Source organism: Pseudoalteromonas sp. S8-8 (genome assembly GCF_000497875.1).
In the GTDB taxonomy this organism is placed as follows: domain Bacteria; phylum Pseudomonadota; class Gammaproteobacteria; order Enterobacterales; family Alteromonadaceae; genus Pseudoalteromonas; species Pseudoalteromonas arctica.
This window is the reverse complement of the sequence record NZ_AUTR01000040.1, coordinates 42,398-64,463: the sequence shown is the minus strand read 5'-3', so window position 1 is coordinate 64,463 and position 22,066 is coordinate 42,398. Positions and strand designations below refer to the sequence as shown.

Genomic DNA, 22,066 nt, shown 5'->3' with positions numbered 1-22,066 from the left:
GTTATGCGGGTGCATAAATTATTACTTGTTTTGCTTGCCACCACTTTAGTTGGTTGCCTTGATAGCAAAGAAGAAATCATAGAAGAAAAAAACCAAGGCTTAGTTTATTGCGCTGAAGCTAACCCTGTGTCGTTTAATCCGCAAGTCACGACCACCGGTTCAACTATTGATATAATTGCTAACCAATTATACGACCGTTTAATTAGCATTGACCCTGTTACGGCAGAATTTCAAAGTGAGTTAGCAACCGATTGGAAAATTAGTAAAGATGGTAAATCGGTTACCTTTACCTTGCGTAAAGATGTAAAGTTTCATACAACTTCTTATTTTACCCCATCGCGGGATTTTAACGCCGACGACGTTATATTCACCTTTAGCCGATTATTCGATGTATACAATCCATATCACTTTGTGGGCGATGCTAATTACCCGTATTTTCAAAGTGTGGGGATTGATCAACTCATTCGTAAAATTGTGCGCGTGTCTGACTACCAAGTGCGTTTTGAACTGTTTAATCCTGAAAGCAGCTTTTTAGCTAATATGGCCACCGACTTTGCCGTAGTGCTTTCAGAAGAATACGCCATGGAACTTAAGAAAAAAAACGAAGAAAACTTATTTGATCAGTACCCTATTGGCACTGGCCCATATATTTATAAAGAATACCGCCGAGATCACCTTGTACGCTTTTACCGTAATCCACTTTATTGGAAGCACGACGTTGCACTTGAACAATTGGTTTACGACATAACCCCTAACGGCACTACGCGTATAGCAAAAATGCTGACTAAAGAGTGCGATGTAACGGCTCATCCAAGTAGTGCGCAATTGAGTATTTTAGCGCAACGTGATGATATAAACGTTGAAAAAGAAACGAACTTAAACATAGGTTATTGGGCGTTTAATACAGAACGTGCCCCGTTTGACGACTTACGCGTACGCCAAGCACTCGCACATGCAATAGATGTAGATAAAATAATGCAGGCGGTTTATTACGGTAACGGTACTCGCGCACAATCTATTTTGCCGCCAACCTCTTGGGCGTTTGAGCCACAAGAAGATATACCTACGTTTGATCCAGAACTTGCTAAAAAGTTACTAATTGAAGCTGGCTTACCTGATGGCTTTGATATGACGATATGGGCTATGCCTGTGAGTCGTATTTATAACCCTAACGCGCGAAAAATGGCTGAGCTTATGCAAAGTGATTTACGCAAAGTGGGCGTTAATGTAAGCATTGTAGAATATGAGTGGAACACGTTTATTCAACGTATTGGCGAGCATAGGCACGACAGTGTATTACTTGGTTGGGCCGCAGATACACCCGATCCTGATAACTTTTTTAGCCCACTGCTGAGTTGTACCGCTACTTTTAGTGGTAAAAACCCAGCAAACTGGTGTAATCCCCAATTTGATTTATTGCTTACTCAAGCACTAGACACCACTGATTTAAACAAACGTAAAAAATACTACGAAGACGCACAAAGCTTAATTATTCAAGAGCTGCCGTTATTACCTATTGCTCATGGCCTGCGCTTTCAAGCGAGTAGCGCCGACGTGGAAGGCATAACACTTGGCCCGTTTGGCGCTATTTCGCTTGCCAATGCGAGGAAGAAATAATGATCTTAGATTATATTTTACGTCGCCTTGGTTTGTTCTTTTTTATGATACTGATGCTCAGCGTATTTACGTTTTCACTGGCGTATTTATTTCCCGGTGATCCGCTAAGTAATTTAAGCGGCATACCAAGTAGTAACTTTGCACAGCATAGTGAGCTTGAAGACAAATATTTATATAACAGCAATTACTTTATGCAATACATTGCCTTTTTAGGGCGAATATTTCAGGGTGATTGGGGGCTTTCATTTGCCTCTGGTAATAGTGTGTTTAGCCATATTGTTGATTTGTTACCGGCTACTTTAGAGCTAAGCGTATACGCATTAATTGTATCGGTTGTTATTGGTGTACCGACTGGCATTTTAGGCTCTGGGTATCATAAACGTTGGCCAGACAAGCTTATAAATTCCACCACTATGGTGGGTTATTCAATGCCTGTATTTTGGCTCGCATTGTTATTAATAATGGTTTTTTCATTAAAGCTTGGCTGGTTTCCTATGTCGGGAAGAATGGGGCTCCTTTACGAAATACCCGCCAGTACTGGTTTTATTTTAATTGATATTGCACTGGCTGGCTTTCCATATAAAGGAATGGCCTTTGTTGATGCGCTGCGCCATTTAACACTTCCGACTATTGTACTGGCTATGTATCCAACCACTGTATTAGTGCGCTTTACTCGCGAGTCTATGCTTAAAGTAATGGATCAAAACTTTATTAAAACAGCTAGGGCAAAAGGCCTTAACCGCCGCCAACTTATCATGCACCATGCACTGCGTAATGCATTACTGCCGGTAATTAAGCAAATTGGTTTGCAATTTAGTACGCTAATAACGCTTGCGATGATTACCGAAGTTATTTTTTCGTGGCCGGGTATTGGCCGATGGTTAATCGATAGTATTTATCAGCGTGACTTCCCTGCAATTCAAGGCGGGTTAATGGCAGTGTCTTTATTTGTTATTTTAGCTTCTATTACAGCTGAGCTTACTTACACTTTATTCGATCCACTCTCGCGGAATCAGGCCCATGGCAAAGTTTAATTTATTTTCTGAAGAGTCGAATAAATCGCCACTGGCGCGATTTTGGCGAAAGTTTAAAAATAACCACCCTGCTTTGGTTGGTTTATGGATATTTATGGCGTTTGCACTATTAGCCGCCACCGCTCCTTTTTTAGCCCCGTATGGTGTAAACCAACAACACACTGATGCACTGCTTATTCCGCCATCGTGGCGAGAAATGGGCGATGTACGCTTTCTTTTAGGTACCGATGATTTAGGCCGTGATGTACTCTCGCGCTTAATGAATGGTGCTACGTATACGTTTGGCCTCTCTGTTGTAGCCGCCCTAATCACGACTATTTTTGGTGTGTTAGTGGGTACTTTTGCAGGGATTAGTAAAGGGCTGCGTTCAAGCTTTTTAAATCACTTACTTGATATAACGCTTTCTATTCCTTCTTTGTTATTGGCAATAATAATAATCGCCATACTCGGCCCGGGTTTAATGAATACGGTATGGGCAATTATTTTAGCGCTACTGCCGCAGTTTATTCACTCAGTGCGTAACCTGATTGTTGATGAATTAAGTAAAGACTACATTACTGCGTTTAGACTCGATGGTGCGTCTAATTGGCATATTATATCGCGCGGTATTTTCCCTAATATTTATGAGCATATTGTGGTTATATTCACGATGGCGCTTTCTACCGCTATATTAGATATTTCAGCACTGGGATTTTTAAAATTAGGGGCTCAGCCACCAACGACCGAATGGGGCGCAATATTAGCCGAAAACTTAGGCCTTATTTATTTAGCGCCGTGGACTGTAGCGCTACCTGGTGTGCTGTTATTTTTAGCCGTGTTATCTACTAATTTAGTGGGCGATGGCCTGCGACAAGTGCTAAAAGCACGTAAGGCTGATTAAATGCAATTACTCGATGTTCGTAACTTAACAATTGAACTACGTACCTCTGAAACTGTAATTAGAGCCGTAGACAGAGTGAGCTTTAGCTTAAAAGAGGGCGAAGTACATGCGCTTGTGGGCGAGTCTGGCTCTGGTAAAAGCCTAATAGCAAAAGCGATTATTGGTGTATTGAACGAACGCTGGGACATTACTGCCGACCGTATTCATTGGCGCGGCGTAGACTTAATGCGTTTAAGTCCAGAGAAACGCCGTAAAATAGTAAGCCAAGATATAGCGATGATCTATCAAGATCCAAGTCGCTGCCTTGACCCAACCGCTAAAATATTTGACCAAATTGCCGAAACATTGCCAGAGATCGCAACTAAAGGTTTCTTTTTAAAGCGCAACCGCGAGAGAAAAGACAGAGTAAAAGCGCTTATTCATAAAGTGGGCATTAAAAACCACGAAGCAGTACTAAGTAGTTACCCTCATGAGCTCTCAGAAGGCGTATGTCAAAAAGTAATGATTGCAATGGCCATTGCACGCACTCCAAAGCTATTGATAGCAGATGAGCCAACTACAGCGCTTGAGAGCACAACTCGCGCACAAGTATTTAGATTACTAAAAAGCTTAAACCAACTTAAAAACATGTCTATTTTGATGATCTCTCATGAACTTGAAGAGATTGCACATTGGTCGCATGGCATTCATGTTTTATATTGCGGGCAAATGGTTGAAGCAGGCCCAACCCATGAAATATTTAAACAGCCTCGCCATCCATACACGCAAGCATTACTAAAAAGCTTGCCTGACTACGAACAAGGTTTAGCGCATAAAGAACCTTTTTATGCACTTAAAGGGACTATCCCTACTCTGCAACATTTGCCTATTGGCTGCCGCCTCGGGCCACGCTGCCCGCAAGCACAAAAAGCCTGCGTGGTAACTCCCACTCTTACTAAGCATCATGGTCATAGTTATGCGTGCCATTTTCCGTTAATTAAGGACATGAAATAATGCAGCCGCTACTAAAAGTACAAGCGCTTTCAAAAACATTCAATGTGCGAGCTGGGCTTTTTTCACGTAAAAAGTTTGAAGTACTTAAAAATATTTCATTTTGTGTCGGTAAAGGCGAAAGTATTGCCATAATTGGTGAAACAGGTGCAGGTAAAAGTACATTAGCAAAACTACTTTCTGGAGCTGATACTGCTGATAGCGGGCAAATTTTGCTCGAGAATAATATTATCGAAGATAATGGCGTACGCGATAATCAATGTCGCCATATTCGTATGATTTTTCAAGATTCAGCTGCATCGCTCAACCCGGGGTTAACCATTGGCGAAATGCTTGATGATTGCCTGCAATATAATACTGAACTTGATGCTAGTGAACGCACTGAAAAGATTGATGCAACGCTTTCAAAGGTGGGTTTGTTAATCGATCATAAACACTACTACCCGCATATGTTTAGTGTGGGGCAACTACAGCGTGTTGCGTTTGCTCGTGCATTAATTTTAGATCCTAAGGTGATTGTGCTTGATGAAGCTGTTTCGTCTTTAGACCCTTCTATACGCGCGCAAATAGTGAATTTATTACTTAAGCTGCAGCGCGACACAGGCCTTACATATGTGATGATCACCCATCATTTAAGTCTAGTGCGCCACATCAGTGATTTTGTGGTTGTACTCGATAAAGGCGAAGTAGTTGAATACGGCCCTACTGAAGATGTTTTTCAAAACCCCCAATCAAAAGTAACGCAGCGATTACTGAGCTGCTAAACGCAACCTAGCGTGTAATGTAATCTCCTTTATGAAGGTCTTTGTTAAATGCGCAATTTAACAACTAAAACCATAAAGAGGATCTATGCTAAAAAAAACATTACTCACAGGCATTTCATCATTAGCGTTACTACTGCTATCAACAACCTCAATAGCTGACGAAAACTCTACCTCTAAAAGTTGGGTTGGTGGCGTTGATCATTTAGGTTTAACCGTATCAAACTTAAATGCATCCAAAGCATTTTTTACTGATGTACTTGGTTTTAAAACGCTAGGAAGTGATCCAACCTACCCCGCTTATTTTTTATCAAACAATAAAATAACCATTACATTATGGCGCGTAAAAAATGATGAAAAACGTGTGGAGTTTAATCGGGCAGAAAATGTGGGCTTACACCATTTAGCACTCAGTGTAGAAAGTATCAAAAAGTTAAGCGAGCTACATACACACTTAAAAATGCAAAATAATATTATTATAGAGTTTGCACCAGAAAACTTAGGTAAAGGTCCAACCCAACATATGATGATAAGAGAGCCTAGCGGCAATCGAATTGAGTTTATTGCCAGAGGTAATTAATACCAATCCGCAATAATACTTAATTAAGCGAATTGGTAATGTACCAACTTTATTTAAGACAATAAAAAAGGCGCTTTAAAAGCGCCTTTCTTTATGAGCTAAAATTAATTATTCAACAGTTTGTGTAGCCGTTGGTAAGTTAAGTTCAGCATTTGCTTTAAGCGCTTCAATAAATACCATGTAGTTTTTATTAGCTTGCGCCATAGTAATGCTTTGTTTTGCTTGAGGGTCAATATTAGCTGCAACTTGTGCATCTGTTACCGACTTAAGCGCAACAATTGCTGCATCACCATTATTTAAATTAACAAGCTCAACTACCACAGAACCTGCTGGGTGAGCCATTTTAAATGTTTGAGTCACAATAGCAGGTGAAACAGTGTAGCTTTGACGTGTTAACTGCGCTTCTTGGCGAAGTGTTAAGCTCTGCTCGTTAGCTACATCGTTTAAGCTCTTACCTGCTTGTACTTCTGCAAATAAGCTACGCGCTTTTTCTTTAGCAAGCTCAGATGATTTTTCATTAACTAAACGCGCTTTAATTTGCTCGCTTACTTCATCCAGCGCTTTAGTAGCAGCAGGTTTATGCTCGTTAATACGAACAATAATTGCATGCTCCTCACCAAGCTCAATAACTTCAGAGTTTACTTTATCTTCAAGTAAATCAACTGATGTTAGTGCTGCTACAACTGCAGGGCTGTTTAAAGGCTCTGGTAGAGCATTAAGTGCTAAAAGAGGTGTAGATTTAACTTCAACTTCAGCAACTTCTGCAGCGTCGTCTAAGCGGTCTGAAATTTCAAATGCAAGTGCGCCCATTTCTGTTTGCTTTTCGTAAAATGCATCTACTTTTTCAGCTTGTTCTAATTCAGCACGTAAGTCAGCTTTAACATCGTCATACGCTTTAACTTGTTGTGGTTGAATGTCTGTAAGTTTAATTATGTGATAACCAAACTCAGAAGCAACAACCTCAGAAATGTCACCTTTGTTTTGCAGTGCGAAAGTCGCATCTTCAAATGCAGGGTCCATTACGTCACGTTCAATCCATTCAAGGTCGCCGCCCATTTCGCCACTAACGATATCGTCAGATGATGATTGTGCTAACTCAGCAAAGTCTGCACCTTGCTCTAGTTGTGCATGAAGTGCATTGGCTTTTTCTTTTGCTGCATCATCGTCTTCACTGTTATCAATTAAGATATGTGATACGCGACGTTTTTCAGGTTCTATGTACTGCGCTTTGTTTTGCTCGTAATACGCTTTAACGTCATCCCCGGTTACCGATTCAACATTAATATCTGCTGCTTTAAGCTCAATATAACTTACTGAAATAAGCTCTGGAGATAAAAATTGTGATGCGTTTAGCTCGTAGTAATCAGACACTTCTTGCTCTGATACTTCTACGTCCGCGGCAAGCGCTTCTTTATTAATGACTAAGTAGTCAATACTACGAGTTTGCTGCTGTAGAGCAATTGCGCTTTTGAGCTCGCTCTCTAGGGCAAAGTCTGTACCTGCAACAGCTGATACAACCTGACTACGTGTCATATCTTTACGTAAGTATTCACGAAAAGCATCTGGTTGAAAGTTCATTTGACGAATTACTTGTAAGTAACGATCGTTATTAAACTTTTCACCAATTTGAAAGTACGGTAGCTCTAAAATTGTTTTACGTACACTTTCGTCGCTTACGCGAAGGCCTAAATCAGCCGCTAGCTGTGATTGCAATTCTTGTTGTACTAAGCGGTCAACTACACCTTGGCGAATTTGCGCCATGTAATTTGGATCAGCGGCAATTTGTGTAAAGTATTCACCAAATTGTTGCTCTAAACGGCTACGTTCATTTTGGTAAGCACGGTTAAAATCGGTTTGACTAATTTTAATTCCATTTACTTCAGCAACGGGTTGTTCTGTGGTTTGACCTAAGTAACTACCGATCCCTGCTAAGGCAAAAGATAAAATCACCGCGCCTAAAATTATTTTGGCTACAGGTCCTTGCGAACCTTCTCTGATTTTCTCAAGCATTTGTTTATCTCTTTTTGATCAAGGTATTTTACCTTGTCACATGTAAAAAAAGCGTATCTTACCAGATACGCTTTTTCACTTGAAGTAACTGGCGGTAAAGTTACTTAATTCATCTGTTGTGGTGAATCAGTAACTTTACACTCGCCATAACTAATGTGTTTAAAACAGTGATTAGTTTACTGCGTCTTTAAGCGCTTTACCGGCTTTAAAAGCTGGAATAGTTGCAGCAGCAATTTGGATTGTTTCACCAGTTTGCGGGTTACGGCCTGAACGTGCAGCACGGTCACGTACTGAGAAAGTACCAAAACCAACAAGTGCAACTGAGTCGCCTTCTTTTAGCGCGCCAGATACAGATTCGATGAATGAATCTAGTGCACGACCTGCAGCCGCTTTAGAAATGTCAGCATCAGCTGCGATTTGATCGATTAATTGAGATTTATTCACAATATCATCCTCTTTCATTGTTATTATCAAGAGCGATGGTTTTTTAAACTAACATCACTTTTTTGAAAATTGTAGAGCAAACTTTTAATGCTCACATGATTATATTTTTCTTAAGCCTACGCCCCATAAGGGCTAGGCTTGAAAACCAGTGCTTAACTTATCATACCGTTTAGATTTGAAAAGCCCTAAAAAGCACTTTTTTTAGCTTTTTTCTTGGTTTTTAGGTGTTTCGACCGAAAAACTCTCAACAGGATGCACTAAAGCAAGCTTTAACACCTCGTCAATCCAAGTAACTGGGTGAATATCAAGACCTGCCAGCACATTCTCTGGAATCTCTTTTAAGTCACGTTCGTTAATTTTTGGAATGATTACTGTTTTAATTCCACCACGATGCGCCGCCAATAATTTCTCTTTTAAGCCACCAATAGGAAGTACTTCACCACGTAGCGTAATTTCACCGGTCATTGCAACATCTGCTCGTACAGGGTTACCCGTTAAGCTAGATACAAGACCTGTTACCATTGCTGCGCCCGCACTAGGACCATCTTTAGGTGTTGCGCCCTCTGGTACGTGAACGTGAATATCACGTTTTTCGTAAAAATCGCTATTAATACGAAATGTATCTGCGCGATTACGTACTACCGTCATTGCCGCTTGAATCGACTCTTGCATTACATCGCCCAGTGAACCGGTATAAGTAAGTTTACCTTTACCTGGTACAGCCGCACATTCGATTGTTAGCAAATCACCGCCAACTTCTGTCCATGCTAAACCTGTAACTTGACCAATACGGTCGCCATCTTCAGCTTTACCATAATCAAAGCGTTGCACACCTAAAAAGTCTTCTAGGTTATCTTGATTGATAGTCACTGTTTTAGTGTCTTTTTCAAGTAAGATATTTTTAACTGCTTTACGGCATAGTTTTGAAATTTCGCGCTCTAGGTTACGTACGCCCGCTTCACGTGTGTAGTAACGAATAATGCCAATAATTGCACTATCTTCGATAACTATTTCAGACTCTTTTAAGCCGTTACGTTTTACTTGTTTAGTAATTAAGTGCTCTTTTGCAATGTTTAGCTTTTCATCTTCGGTGTAACCCGATAAACGAATAACTTCCATACGGTCCAATAATGGGCCAGGAATGTTAAAGCTGTTTGATGTTGCTACAAACATAACATCAGATAAATCGTAATCTACTTCAAGATAATGATCGGCAAAGTGGCTATTTTGCTCAGGGTCAAGCACTTCTAATAGTGCTGATGCTGGATCGCCACGCATGTCTGATGACATTTTATCGATTTCATCTAACAAAAATAACGGATTTTTAACGCCCACTTTTGTCATGTTTTGAATTAACTTACCTGGCATTGAACCAATATAAGTACGACGATGACCACGGATCTCAGCTTCATCACGTACGCCGCCAAGCGCCATACGAACATACTTACGACCAGTTGAACGCGCTATAGATTGCCCAAGTGATGTTTTACCAACACCTGGTGGCCCAACTAAACATAAAATTGGCCCTTTAAGCTTATTAGTACGCTGTTGTACCGCGAGGTACTCAATAATGCGTTCTTTTACTTTATCTAAGCCGTGGTGATCGCTATCAAGAATTTTTTGCGCGCCCGCTAAGTCTTTTTTCACTTTAGAGCGTTTTTTCCATGGCACATTAATTAATGTGTCAATGTATGAACGCACTACAGTCGCTTCTGCAGACATTGGCGACATCATCTTAAGCTTATTAAGCTCTGTCGTCGCTTTGTCTTGTGCTTCTGTTGGCATACCCGATTCTTCGATGCGTTTTTTAAGTGCTTCAAATTCGTCAGGTACATCGTCAAGCTCACCCAGCTCTTTTTGAATGGCTTTCATTTGCTCATTGAGGTAATACTCGCGCTGAGACTTTTCCATCTGCTTTTTAACGCGGGTACGAATTTTCTTCTCAACTTGCAGTAAGTCTATTTCGCCTTCCATTAATGCCATTAAATATTCAAGACGTTCTGTAACGCTTGAAATTTCTAGCACTTTTTGCTTTTCAGGTACTTTAAGCGGCATATGAGCTGCCATTGTATCGGCAAGGCGTGCTGGCTCATCAATACCTGAAACTGAAGTTAGTACTTCAGGTGGAATTTTTTTGTTTAGCTTTACATAGCCTTCAAACTGGCTAATTGCGCTACGAATAAAAATATCTTGTTCTTTCTCGTCTACCGAATCAGATTCAATAAATTGAGCATTAGCAACAAAAAAGTCATCGTTATCTACAAATTCTTCAATTTGTGCGCGCTGTGTACCTTCAACTAAAACTTTAACTGTACCGTCTGGTAATTTTAATAACTGAAGTACAGTGGCAATAGTACCGATACGATAAATATCATCTTGCTCTGGTTCATCTACAGTTGCATCTTTTTGTGCAACCAAGAAAATTTGTTTGTCTTTGTCCATTGCCGCTTCTAGGCATTTTATTGATTTTTCACGGCCAACAAAAAGCGGGATCACCATGTGCGGGTATACCACAACATCGCGCAGTGCAAGGACTGGGATTTCGACTCGGTCGGTTCTCTCAAGCGTCATTATAGTTTCTCTTCGCACTTCATTTATTTTAAAGATTACTCAAGTATATGGGGATAACCTAATTAAAGTTCAACAATTTTCCCATACTCGATTAAATTAATTATAAAAAAAGGAGCCTAAGGCTCCTTTTTTCATTCAAATAGCTTAAAAACTATTCTGATGCAGCTTTATCTTGTTTATTATTTTCATAAATCAAGATTGGGTCTGACTCACCTTTAATAACGGTTTCATCAATAACCACTTTGCTTACGTCATCCATTGAAGGAAGTTCGTACATAGTATCAAGTAACACACCTTCAACGATTGAACGAAGACCACGTGCACCTGTTTTACGCTCCATTGCTTTGTGGGCAATTGCAGCTAAGGCATCATCGCGAAACTCAAGTTCAACGTCTTCCATACCAAACAATACTGAGAACTGTTTAGTAATCGCGTTTTTAGGTTCACTCAATATTTGCACAAGAGCAGCTTCGTCAAGTTCTGTTAACGTAGCAACTACTGGCAAACGACCTATAAACTCAGGAATTAAGCCGTATTTAACTAAATCTTCTGGTTCTACGTCTTTAAATGTTTCACTTAAAGAACGACTCGCCGCAGATTCTTTTACGCTAACGCCAAAACCGATACCGGTATTTTTATGGCTACGTTGCTCAATTACTTTATCTAGGCCTGAAAATGCACCACCACAAATAAACAAGATTTTAGACGTATCTACTTGTAAAAACTCTTGTTGTGGATGTTTACGACCACCTTGCGGTGGAACAGAAGCAACGGTGCCTTCAATCAGTTTAAGTAGCGCCTGTTGAACGCCCTCACCCGATACATCACGTGTAATTGACGGGTTATCTGATTTACGAGAAATTTTGTCAATTTCATCAATGTAAACAATGCCACGTTGCGCTTTTTCAACATCGTAATCGCATTTTTGTAAAAGCTTTTGAATGATGTTTTCAACATCTTCACCTACATAACCTGCTTCGGTTAATGTAGTGGCATCGGCCATAGTAAACGGCACATCAAGTAGACGCGCTAATGTTTCTGCAAGTAATGTTTTACCACTACCTGTTGGGCCGATAAGCAAAATATTACTTTTACTTAATTCAATGTCTTGCTTAGTCGATTGGTTACGTAGGCGTTTATAATGGTTATAAACGGCAACAGACAATACTTTTTTAGCATGATCTTGACCAATAACATAATCGTCTAAGTGTTTACGAATTTCTTTTGGTACAGGTAGTTTGTCAGACGTATCATGCTTAGGAGCAATGTCTTTGATCTCTTCCCTGATAATATCGTTACACAACTCTACACATTCATCACAAACGTATACTGAAGGGCCTGCAATTAATTTACGCACTTCATGTTGGCTTTTGCCACAAAAAGAGCAGTATAACAATTTATTACTTTTGTCGCCGTCTGTAGGAGTGTCAGACATTCAGCTACCTCATTTTATTACGTTGGCCACCAAAACTGTTGGCGGCTATTTCAATACGCTTTAACTATACCAAAATTTATTAGTTTTCGCATAGTAACTCAAAGTGGCAAACAGGCAATCCTGCTCGCCAAGCGCTTACTTTTTGTCGCGATTTGTAAACACAGAGTCTACCAAGCCGTAATCTACAGCTTGCGTGGCACTCATAAAGTTATCACGATCTGTGTCTTTAGAGATAATATCTAATGGTTGGCCTGTATGCTCAGCCATTAAGCGATTAAGCTTAGCTTTAATAGACAGAATTTCTTTAGCATGTATTTCAAAGTCAGATGCTTGACCTTGGAAACCACCTAATGGTTGGTGAATCATCACACGTGAGTTTGGTAGGCAAAAACGCTTACCTTTAGCGCCAGCAGTAAGTAAAAAAGCACCCATGCTTGCAGCTTGACCTACACATATTGTACTTACATCTGGTTTGATGAAGTTCATTGTGTCGTAAATAGCCATACCCGCAGTTACTGAACCACCTGGTGAGTTGATGTATAAAAAGATATCTTTATCAGGATTTTCTGATTCTAAAAATAGCATTTGCGCTAAAATCAGATTTGCCATGTTGTCTTCAACTTGACCTGTTAAAAAGATAATACGCTCTTTTAATAATCTCGAATAAATATCATACGAGCGCTCGCCTTTCGGTGTTTGTTCAACAACCATTGGGACCAATGCATTTAGGGGATCTGTAATACCAGTATTCATACTTATTTAATTCCTTATGCGCTTATACTTATCCTTATTATAAGGAAGCATAGTTATCGTTTTTCGCAAATTTAGAGCCAAAAACTAAAATGGCCCGGGCACGCTGTATAAACAGAGTAGCACGAGCCATTTAATCGTTAGCGAGAGCTTAAGTCAATGACTTATTAAGCACCTTGCTGTGGATTCATGATGTCATCAAATGCTTTTTCAACATCAGTAACAACTGCTTTAGCTAAAATAGCTTCAACAGCTTGCTCTTCCATTGCTACATTACGCATTTGCTGCATAAGTTGATCATTACCTTTGTAGTATTCTACTACTTCAGTTGGATCTTCGTATGCAGAAGCTACCGTTGCGATTAATGCTTCAACTTTAGCGTCATCAACTTTAATCTCGTTAGCTTTAATCACTTCACCTAATAAAAGGCCAGTTTTAACACGTGTTACAGCTTGCTCGTGGAACAATTCAGCTGGAAGCTCTGGCATGTTTTGAGCGTCGCCGCCAAAACGTTGAGCTGCTTGCTGACGTAGAGCATCAACTTCTTGATCAACAAGTGCTTTAGGCACTTCGATTTCGTTGTTAGCTAAAAGACCTTTGATTGCTTGGTCTTTAACGCTTGCTTTAACCGCTTGGTCTAGCTCACGTGTCATGTTCTTTTTAACTTCTTCTTTAAGCGCGTCTACTCCGCCTTCGGTAACACCGAATTTAGTTGCAAACTCTTCGCTTAATTCTGGTAATTCTTGCGCTTCAACTTTTTTCACTGTGATAGTGAATTGAGCCGCTTTACCTTTTAAGTTTTCAGCGTGGTAATCATCAGGGAAAGTTACATCAGCAACTACTTCTTCGCCTGCTTTTTTACCTACGATGTTATCTTCAAAACCTGGGATCATACGACCTTGGCCAAGTTCTAATGGGAAGTCTTCAGCTTTGCCGCCTTCAAATACTTCACCGTCGATAGTACCTACGAAATCAACTGTTACACGGTCGTTTTCGCCAGCAGCTGCATCAACATCAGCCCACGCTGCGTGTTGCTTACGAAGTGTTTCTAGCATGTTAGCTAAATCTTCGTCAGTCACTGTTACCGCTGGTTTCTCAACAGTAATTTTATCTAAACCTTGAACTTCAACTTCAGGGTAAACTTCAAACGTTGCTGAGAATTCTAAATCTTTACCTGCTTCAAGTGATTTAGGTGCGAATGTAGGCGCGCCAGCTGGATTGATTTTTTCAGAAACGATTGCTTCAATGTAATTACGTTGCATTACTTCGCCAGCAACTTCTTGACGAACTGCAGGGCCAAAACGCTTGTTAATTACAGATACTGGAACTTTACCAGCACGGAAACCATCTATACGCTGTGTTTTTGACAGTTGTTGTAGGCGTTTTTTTACTTCGGTCTCAACGTTCTCTGAAGGAACGGTGATAGTTATACGGCGCTCAAGGCCTTGGGTCGTCTCAACAGAAACTTGCATGATTTACCTCAATATTCAATTTTGGCGACTGTTCGCCTTCCTTTACAAACAAAGTGATCTGCATGAGTCTTGATAAAGTTTAAGCGGTTTTTCACACTTAAAAGCATCCGTCGCTACCATGAGATACCATTGCTGCTTTGCCCTTCGGGCACTATGTTAAACAATAGACGCGGCATTATAACCTAATATTTATGATAGTCGAGTATAGGGGGCAATTATTTGGACTAGATAAGGGACTATAGAGACTAACTGAATAAAAAACAGGCTAACTAGACATTGAATGGATTAAAGTAGAAATTATTTAATAGAATTATAGGCTAACAGATTTAGATTTATAACTTAGAGGAATTTACTTATTATTCTTATTAGATAAGAAAATGGTCGGCGATGCAGGATTTGAACCTGCGACCCCTTGGACCCAAACCAAGTGCGCTACCAAACTGCGCTAATCGCCGACATTGAAGATTTAACTTCTTTTTTCATACTGAACACTTAAACTGGGAGTTTAAGACCATTTTAAGAAAATGGTCGGCGATGCAGGATTTGAACCTGCGACCCCTTGGACCCAAACCAAGTGCGCTACCAAACTGCGCTAATCGCCGATATTCGTTGTAAATGGGGTGACTGATGGGGCTCGAACCCACGACAACCGGAATCACAATCCGGGGCTCTACCAACTGAGCTACAATCACCGCTATATTTACATGTTTTCAAATGGTGCACCCAGAAGGATTCGAACCTTCGACCCACGCCTTAGAAGGGCGTTGCTCTATCCAGCTGAGCTATGGGCGCATCGAAAACTTCATAGTTTACCAATAAGCTATTCGATTATAATAAATTATAAAAATGGTCGGCGATGCAGGATTTGAACCTGCGACCCCTTGGACCCAAACCAAGTGCGCTACCAAACTGCGCTAATCGCCGAAACTTATTATTGTTAGCGAGTGACCTCGTTGACAACGGGGTGCATAATAGTGATTTGACGGGGTTAGGTCAAACGTTTTTTTAATAAAACCAATCAAGTGCTCATTTTTAGTGCACAATGGTTAAATATTACAATAGTAGGCTGAAATTTAAACTATTTAATAACTCAAATGTTATATACATTAAAAGCAACTTGGCGCTGCTATGCTTTTCTGCGAAAATAGTAGGCACATTATAAAACGAGTTAAATAAAGAGTATGTTTTCTTTATTAGCATTTTTACCCCTATTTTATTATGCATTCGTTTTTAGAGTATCGGTATCTAGTTAATTAACCCCAATTAAAGGTCACCCATGACGGCAAACATCATTGATGGTAAGGCAATCGCAAAACAAGTACGTAGCGCTGTAGCAGAACGCGTAAGTGAACGTGTAGCAAATGGTTTACGTGCACCAGGACTTGCAGTAGTACTTGTTGGACTTGATCCAGCAAGCCAAGTTTATGTTGGTTCAAAACGTAAAGCCTGTGAAGAAGTAGGTTTTATATCCAAATCATTTGATTTACCAGCAGACACGCAAGAGCAAACTCTTTTAGATTTAATTGACGAGCTAAATAATGATGCCGAAGTTGATGGAATTTTAGTGCAGTTACCACTGCCAAAAGGTCTTGATGCTGAAAAGATTTTAGAACGCATTACCCCACATAAAGATGTTGATGGATTTCATCCATATAACATTGGTCGATTAGCACAGCGTATGCCTGCCCTTCGCCCATGTACCCCTAAAGGTATTATTACATTACTTGATTCAACGGGTGTACGTTATAAAGGGATGCATGCAGTTGTCGTTGGCGCGTCAAATATTGTTGGTCGTCCAATGTCGTTAGAGCTTTTATTGGCGGGTTGTACTACCACAGTATGCCATAAGTTTACTCAAGACTTAGAAACGCATGTTCGCCGCGCTGACTTATTAGTTGTGGCTGTAGGTAAACCTGAATTTATACCTGGAGATTGGATAAAAGAAGGCGCTATAGTCATCGATGTAGGCATTAACCGTTTAGACACGGGTAAATTAGTTGGTGATGTTCAATACAGTGTGGCTGAACAAAAAGCGCATTTTATTACACCTGTACCAGGTGGCGTTGGCCCGATGACGGTCGCGAGCTTAATTGAAAACACACTTGAAGCGTGTGAGAAATATCACAGCTAAGCTGTTAAAAAATCAAAAAAGGGTTGCCATTTGGCAACCCTTTTTTAGTTGAACGTGAATTACTTTAAACGCTTACGCTTTACGCCACGTTGTTTTACCGGCTGAATCTTCAAGTATTACACCTAACGCATTAAGCGCATCACGTGCTTCATCAGCAGCAGCCCAGTTTTTACTTGCACGTGCTTCATTACGTTTCACAATTAATGCTTCAATTGTCGCAACTTCGTCGTCATCTTGCCCGCCTTGTAAAAAGGCTTCCGGTGCTTGTTGAGCAACCCCTAAAACGTTACCAATACTGCGTAATATAAACGCAAGTTGCCCAGCTTGAACTGCGTCACTTTCTTTTACGCGGTTTAATTCTTTAGCAAGTTCGAACAACACAGGTAGTGCTTCTGGTGTATTAAAGTCGTCATTCATTGCTTTTCTAAATTTAGCAACAAACTCATTACCTTCTAAATCGCACTCTACCGGTTCGACATCACGAAGCGCTGTATAAATGCGCTCAAGTGATGAACGCGCTTGGTCTAAATTTTCTTGTGAGTAATTTAGTTGGCTGCGGTAATGACCTGAAATTAAAAAGTAACGAACAGATTCAGGATCGTATGCTTTTAAAACTTCACGCACTGTAAAGAAGTTATCTAACGACTTAGACATTTTTTCTTTGTTTACTTGAACCATGCCAGTATGTATCCATGTATTTACATACTTGCCGTTGTTTGCACAGCACGATTGGGCAATTTCGTTTTCATGATGTGGAAACTGTAAATCAGACCCCCCACCGTGAATATCAAAATGCTCACCTAAGTGCTTTGAGCTCATTGCCGAACATTCAATATGCCAACCCGGACGCCCTTCACCCCAAGGTGATGACCATGATGGTTCACCTGCTTTTGCTTTTTTCCATAACACAAAATCAAGTGGATCGTCTTTATCTTGCGCCACTTCAACGCGAGAACCTGATTGCAACATAGTTAAATCTTGCTGAGAAAGTGCACCGTATTGCTCAAACGTTGATACATCAAACAAAACATCGCCGTCGGCTGCAACATAGGCATGGCCTTTTTCAATCAAGCGCTTAACCATAACGATAATTTCGTCCATATGGCTTGTAACTGTTGGCTCAATATCTGGGCGTAGCATATTTAGGCTATCAAAATCTTCATGCATCGCTTTAGTCATGCGCACAGTTAAGTCGTTTATTGACTCACCATTTTCGTTCGCACGTTTAATTATTTTATCGTCGATATCTGTAATGTTACGTACATATTTTAAATCGTAACCAATATGGCGTAAGTAGCGCACAATAACGTCAAAACCTACAAAAGTACGAGCGTGTCCAATATGGCAGTAATCATAAATGGTGATACCACACACATACATGTCGATTTTTCCTTCGACCATAGGTTTAAATTGCTCTTTTTGTCGCGTGAGTGTGTTGTATATATTTACCATTTACTTTGAGTCCTTGACTATTTACTTGAACAGTTATGTTACCACTTGAAAAGCCCCTGCTCTAGCGCTTTATAACAAACCAAACATCTACTTTGTTAATCTTAGCCAACTACGATAAAATAGCGCCAATATTTAAACCGGACATAGGAAAACACATGGTTGTTCTACACACGAATTTTGGTGACATCACCATTAAAATGTTTGAGCAAGAAGCTCCAAACACAGTTAAAAACTTTTTAGAGTATGCAAATGCTGATTTTTTCAACGGCACTATCTTTCATCGTGTAATCGATGGTTTTATGGTTCAAGGCGGTGGTTTTGTTCCAGGTATGGAACAAAAAGAAGTAAACGACCCAATTCAGAATGAAGCTAATAATGGCCTGTCTAATAAAGTAGGCACTTTAGCTATGGCACGTACACCTGATCCTCATTCAGCTACAGCACAGTTTTTCATTAACGTGAACAACAACGACTTTTTAAACCACAGCAGCGAAACATCGCAAGGTTGGGGTTATTGTGTTTTTGCTGAAGTAGTAGAAGGCATGGACGTAGTAAATAAGATTAAAGCAGTTGCAACAGGTAGTACTGGTTTTCACCAAGACGTACCTCTTGAAGATGTGATCATCGAAAGCGTTACTGTTAACTAGTAACGTTTACTCATATTATGTGAGTATATAAGCGGGTGTATACTATTAGTATATGCCCGTTTTTTTAAAACTAGAATAGACTGACCTATGACTCGCCAAACTTACTTTATTGCAGATTTACACCTAAGCGAAAACCGCCCCGACATTAGCGCTGCATTTTTTGACTTTTTAAATACACATATATTAAATAAAGATGTAGATGCACTTTATATTTTGGGTGATTTTTTTGAAGTATGGGTTGGAGATGACTACATTACTGCACTGAGTGCCGATGTAGCAAAACATTTAAGCGCCGTTAATGATGGTGGCACACCTGTTTATTTTATACATGGCAATCGTGATTTCATTATGCGCAAGCAATATGCCGACATGGCCGCAATGACATTACTCGATGAACAAACGGTCATTGATTTATATGGCACGCCTACCGTTATTTTACATGGCGACGAAATGTGCACTCAAGACACTGAATATCAAAACTTTCGTAAAAAGAGCCGTGGTTGGTGGTGGCCAAAATTGATGCTTGCAATGCCGCTTTGGTATCGTAAAAAAATAGCGCGTAATGCCCGCGAAAAAAGTAAGTTAAGCCAAGCTGATAAACCTATCGAAATTTTAGACGTTGTCGATGAGGCTGTACTTGCCACCTTTGCCAAACATAACGTTACGAATATGATTCATGGTCATACTCACCGCCCTAATGTTCATACGTATAAAGTTAATGAACAAACACTTACTCGCACAGTGCTAGGTGACTGGTATACCCAAGGTTCTTATTTAGTCGTTACCCCTCAATCACAAGAATTAATTAGCACGCCTTTCGCATAATTTAAAATTCTGACTATTATTTATCTATATATGAATAATAGTGAGAGGTTGAATGATTAAGCTGTTAATTTTCATCGTAGTAATTGCCATTCCTACACAAGTATTTAGCAAGCAAACATGGCAAATTGTTACAGAAAACTATCCTCCCTATTTTAGCGAAAACCTACCTAGTAATGGCTGGCTATATGAAATAGCCGAATCAGCTCTTAAAACGCAAGGTATTAATAGCGAACCAGAATTCACGACATGGGATCGCGCTTTAAAGCTATTAGAAAAAAACAGAAAAACCGCTATTTTAGGTGCTTTTTATTCATTAAAAAGAAATGAAGTTTTTTACTACTCTCGTCCACTTGCAGTTGCTCACTCAGGAGTTTTCAAACGAAAAAAGAGTGTTATTAATTTCGACGGTACAGTTCAATCATTAACACCTTATAGTATTGGTATAGAAGACAATGCCGTTGTAAGCCAAGAGTTTGCTAGAAATACGGAGCTGGCAATAACGTCCACTAAAAGCCTTCCTACAAGCTTATATTTACTACAACAAGGGCGTATTGATTTAGTCGCGGGTACTAAAGAGGTTGGAAATTACTGGCTTGAACACACTAAAACCGAAGATTCAGATGATAATAATATTGAGTACTTATCGCCAGTTCTTGCTTCTCATAAACTATATTTAGTTGTCTCTAAATCAAATTATAGAGCCAAAGAATACTTACAAAAATTTAATAGAGGAATTGATATAATAACTAAAAATGGATGCATTGCTAAAATTATGAAAAAACATAATTTCAGCAATCAGAAAATAGCAGAGTATATTAATTTCTTAAAAGAAAATTAGCTTTGCGCTATTGGAACACCGCTGTGAAATTTAAAATCAGTATCGGTTGTAGAAATTAGCTCTTTTTCTTTTTCACCAAAAAAGTTTACGCGTTCGGTAATATCAAAATCAGCAATTTCTTGCGCTAAAGTTAAATAATCTTGGTAATGACGCGCTTCTGAACGTAACAACGAAATATAAAAATCACATAAACGTTTGTCAACATGCGGTGCAAGCTTTGCAAAACGCTCACACGAACGCGCCTCAATATAAGCGCCTACTATTAGCTTATCGACTAATGCATCGGGCTCGAACGTTTTAACATGACGAAGCATACCTTTTGCGTAACGACATGGTGTAATACTTTGATACTCAACACCGTACTCGTCCATAATTTCGAGCACTTGATAAAAGTGATGCAGCTCTTCTTTTATCAGCAAAACCATTTTATCGATTAGACCTTGCCCGTATGGAGAACTCGATTTAGGAATTATTGATTTAGTGAGCTTATTTTTAGCAGCCAGATCGCGCCAATTCCCTTCTCGTTTGTAAATAAGCGTTTCAAATGGCTTTAGCCACTCGAGTAATGCATCACTACCCTCTTTATCTACCGCGTATTTACGTATTAAAAACATCGCACTTTGAGCTGCTTTTAATTCACAAATTAAGTGATCTATTAAAATGACTGATAAGTTTTCTTTTTTAATTGCTTGCTCTACCCATTGCTCTGGGGTGGTACACAATAAAAAGTTATTAATCGGCTCTAAAAGTTGGCTATGTGGCACGTTGACTGCTCATTACTAAATAAATTTGATAGACCGTTATTTTAACACGAAATTTTGCTTGGGATAAATCAAAGCCCTTATCTGCGTCTAAATGTTAATAACGAGTTAACTTGACTTTGCAAAATAAGTGAACCATAACTGTACATAGACTGTATAAAAATAAACCAACCAAAACAATAATACGTTCCTTTTATGGAGTAAGTACTATGATACTAAATCACCTCTGGGGCATTTATGCTCACCCACTTGAAGAATGGCAAACAATAGATAATCGCCATGAAAGTTTAACCTATAGTTTGTCGCATATTTTACTGATTGCTTTATTTCCTTCAATAATGGGCTACTACTCATCTGTTTATTTAGGATGGAGTATAGGTGCAGGCAATCCCGTATTTTTAACGCACGATAGTGCACTGCTAATTGCAGGTGCAATGTATTTTGCTTTAATAGCGGGTGTTTTTGCATTGGCGTATTTAGCCCATTGGATGGCGGTTACATTTGGCTCTAAACCTACATTTACACAAACACTTGAACTTGCAGCATATACTGCAACACCAGTGTTTATGTCGGCACTCGCCGCTTTTTGGCCTGTACTTTGGTTTGTAGTGTGTATTGGAATTATTGCACTGGCTTACTCGGTTTATTTACTCTACACCGGCGTACCAATACTTATGCATATCCCAGAAGAGCGTGGCTTTATTTACGCCAGCTCGGTAGTAACGTGTGGATTAATATTACTGGTTATTATTTTAGCTGTAACAGCTATGCTTTGGACAAATGGGATTGTTAGCCCAATGTTTACTTAATAAATTTCACCTAATAAAGAGTCGTGTTTGATAGAAATGTTCCCTTTCTTTCCTTCGCA

General features: G+C 39.7%; 19 protein-coding genes and 5 tRNA genes. 11 read left to right on the top strand and 13 right to left on the bottom strand.

The window, feature by feature from the left end:
- The first annotated feature begins 9 nt into the window (after positions 1-9).
- The 6 genes from L659_RS0114230 (at position 10) to L659_RS0114205 (ending at position 5,862) form a co-directional block, all read left to right on the top strand.
- On the top strand, positions 10-1,617 hold the full coding sequence (locus tag L659_RS0114230; protein WP_010553755.1) for an ABC transporter substrate-binding protein: 1,608 nt from the start codon (positions 10-12) through the stop codon (positions 1,615-1,617).
- Positions 1,617-2,651 (top strand): ABC transporter permease, encoded by a 1,035-nt coding sequence (locus L659_RS0114225; RefSeq protein ID WP_007580956.1) that lies wholly within the window; start codon positions 1,617-1,619, stop codon positions 2,649-2,651. Before L659_RS0114230 ends, L659_RS0114225 begins: the two co-directional genes overlap by 1 nt.
- A complete protein-coding gene (locus tag L659_RS0114220) occupies positions 2,638-3,531 on the top strand; it encodes an ABC transporter permease subunit (RefSeq protein WP_024590983.1) in 894 nt (297 codons plus the stop codon). The genes L659_RS0114225 and L659_RS0114220 overlap by 14 nt, the downstream gene beginning before the upstream one ends.
- Entirely contained in the window at positions 3,532-4,524 is a 993-nt protein-coding gene (locus L659_RS0114215) for a peptide ABC transporter ATP-binding protein (protein WP_007580952.1), read from the top strand.
- Positions 4,524-5,285, top strand: a complete 762-nt coding sequence (locus tag L659_RS0114210) for an ATP-binding cassette domain-containing protein (RefSeq protein WP_024590982.1) — start codon at positions 4,524-4,526, stop codon at positions 5,283-5,285. The genes L659_RS0114215 and L659_RS0114210 overlap by 1 nt, the downstream gene beginning before the upstream one ends.
- Positions 5,286-5,370: 85 nt before the next feature.
- Positions 5,371-5,862, top strand: a complete 492-nt coding sequence (locus L659_RS0114205; RefSeq protein ID WP_024590981.1) for a VOC family protein — start codon at positions 5,371-5,373, stop codon at positions 5,860-5,862.
- Between the two features lie 108 nt (positions 5,863-5,970).
- Here L659_RS0114205 and L659_RS0114200 read toward each other — a convergent pair whose 3' ends face one another.
- The 11 genes from L659_RS0114200 to L659_RS0114150 form a co-directional block, all read right to left on the bottom strand.
- On the bottom strand, positions 5,971-7,872 hold the full coding sequence (locus L659_RS0114200) for a SurA N-terminal domain-containing protein (RefSeq protein ID WP_024590980.1): 1,902 nt from the start codon (positions 7,870-7,872) through the stop codon (positions 5,971-5,973).
- A gap of 171 nt (positions 7,873-8,043) precedes the next feature.
- Complete coding sequence (locus tag L659_RS0114195) at positions 8,044-8,334, bottom strand: HU family DNA-binding protein (protein ID WP_157823336.1); 291 nt, start codon at positions 8,332-8,334, stop codon at positions 8,044-8,046.
- Between the two features lie 183 nt (positions 8,335-8,517).
- Positions 8,518-10,887: an endopeptidase La gene (gene lon, locus L659_RS0114190; RefSeq protein ID WP_024590979.1), complete on the bottom strand. Its 2,370-nt coding sequence runs from the start codon at positions 10,885-10,887 to the stop codon at positions 8,518-8,520.
- Between the two features lie 151 nt (positions 10,888-11,038).
- Positions 11,039-12,322, bottom strand: coding sequence for an ATP-dependent protease ATP-binding subunit ClpX (gene clpX / locus L659_RS0114185; RefSeq protein WP_002958344.1), 1,284 nt, complete (start codon positions 12,320-12,322; stop codon positions 11,039-11,041).
- Between the two features lie 135 nt (positions 12,323-12,457).
- A complete protein-coding gene (gene clpP, locus L659_RS0114180; protein WP_024590978.1) occupies positions 12,458-13,075 on the bottom strand; it encodes an ATP-dependent Clp endopeptidase proteolytic subunit ClpP in 618 nt (205 codons plus the stop codon).
- A gap of 164 nt (positions 13,076-13,239) precedes the next feature.
- Positions 13,240-14,544, bottom strand: coding sequence for a trigger factor (gene tig, locus L659_RS0114175; protein ID WP_007580935.1), 1,305 nt, complete (start codon positions 14,542-14,544; stop codon positions 13,240-13,242).
- A gap of 378 nt (positions 14,545-14,922) precedes the next feature.
- Positions 14,923-14,999, bottom strand: a tRNA-Pro gene (locus L659_RS0114170).
- Between the two features lie 70 nt (positions 15,000-15,069).
- Positions 15,070-15,146, bottom strand: a tRNA-Pro gene (locus L659_RS0114165).
- A gap of 14 nt (positions 15,147-15,160) precedes the next feature.
- A tRNA-His gene (locus L659_RS0114160) sits at positions 15,161-15,236 on the bottom strand.
- A gap of 23 nt (positions 15,237-15,259) precedes the next feature.
- Positions 15,260-15,336 (bottom strand) — tRNA-Arg (locus L659_RS0114155).
- Positions 15,337-15,391: 55 nt separating this feature from the next.
- Positions 15,392-15,468 (bottom strand) — tRNA-Pro (locus L659_RS0114150).
- A gap of 352 nt (positions 15,469-15,820) precedes the next feature.
- On the opposite strand from L659_RS0114150, the gene folD reads away from it, so the two are divergent.
- The gene (gene folD, locus L659_RS0114145; RefSeq protein WP_002958348.1) at positions 15,821-16,675 is read left to right on the top strand and encodes a bifunctional methylenetetrahydrofolate dehydrogenase/methenyltetrahydrofolate cyclohydrolase FolD; all 855 of its coding nucleotides are present in this window, start codon (positions 15,821-15,823) and stop codon (positions 16,673-16,675) included.
- Positions 16,676-16,747: 72 nt separating this feature from the next.
- On the opposite strand, the gene cysS is transcribed toward folD, so the two are convergent.
- On the bottom strand, positions 16,748-18,127 hold the full coding sequence (cysS, locus tag L659_RS0114140) for a cysteine--tRNA ligase (protein WP_007580933.1): 1,380 nt from the start codon (positions 18,125-18,127) through the stop codon (positions 16,748-16,750).
- 155 nt (positions 18,128-18,282) lie between these two features.
- Between cysS and L659_RS0114135 the strand changes: the two genes are divergently transcribed.
- From L659_RS0114135 to L659_RS0114125, 3 genes are all read left to right on the top strand, one after another.
- Positions 18,283-18,774 (top strand): peptidylprolyl isomerase, encoded by a 492-nt coding sequence (locus tag L659_RS0114135; protein ID WP_007580931.1) that lies wholly within the window; start codon positions 18,283-18,285, stop codon positions 18,772-18,774.
- An 87-nt stretch (positions 18,775-18,861) separates the two neighbouring features.
- Complete coding sequence (locus L659_RS0114130) at positions 18,862-19,599, top strand: UDP-2,3-diacylglucosamine diphosphatase (RefSeq protein ID WP_007580929.1); 738 nt, start codon at positions 18,862-18,864, stop codon at positions 19,597-19,599.
- A 52-nt stretch (positions 19,600-19,651) separates the two neighbouring features.
- Complete coding sequence (locus L659_RS0114125) at positions 19,652-20,437, top strand: substrate-binding periplasmic protein (protein ID WP_024590977.1); 786 nt, start codon at positions 19,652-19,654, stop codon at positions 20,435-20,437.
- Here the strand turns inward: L659_RS0114125 and miaE are convergent.
- The gene (gene miaE, locus L659_RS0114120) at positions 20,434-21,201 is read right to left on the bottom strand and encodes a tRNA isopentenyl-2-thiomethyl-A-37 hydroxylase MiaE (protein ID WP_024590976.1); all 768 of its coding nucleotides are present in this window, start codon (positions 21,199-21,201) and stop codon (positions 20,434-20,436) included. The genes L659_RS0114125 and miaE overlap by 4 nt on opposite strands.
- 206 nt (positions 21,202-21,407) lie before the next feature.
- On the opposite strand from miaE, the gene L659_RS0114115 reads away from it, so the two are divergent.
- Positions 21,408-22,007 (top strand): Yip1 family protein, encoded by a 600-nt coding sequence (locus tag L659_RS0114115; RefSeq protein ID WP_007580923.1) that lies wholly within the window; start codon positions 21,408-21,410, stop codon positions 22,005-22,007.
- The last annotated feature ends 59 nt before the right edge of the window (positions 22,008-22,066 follow it).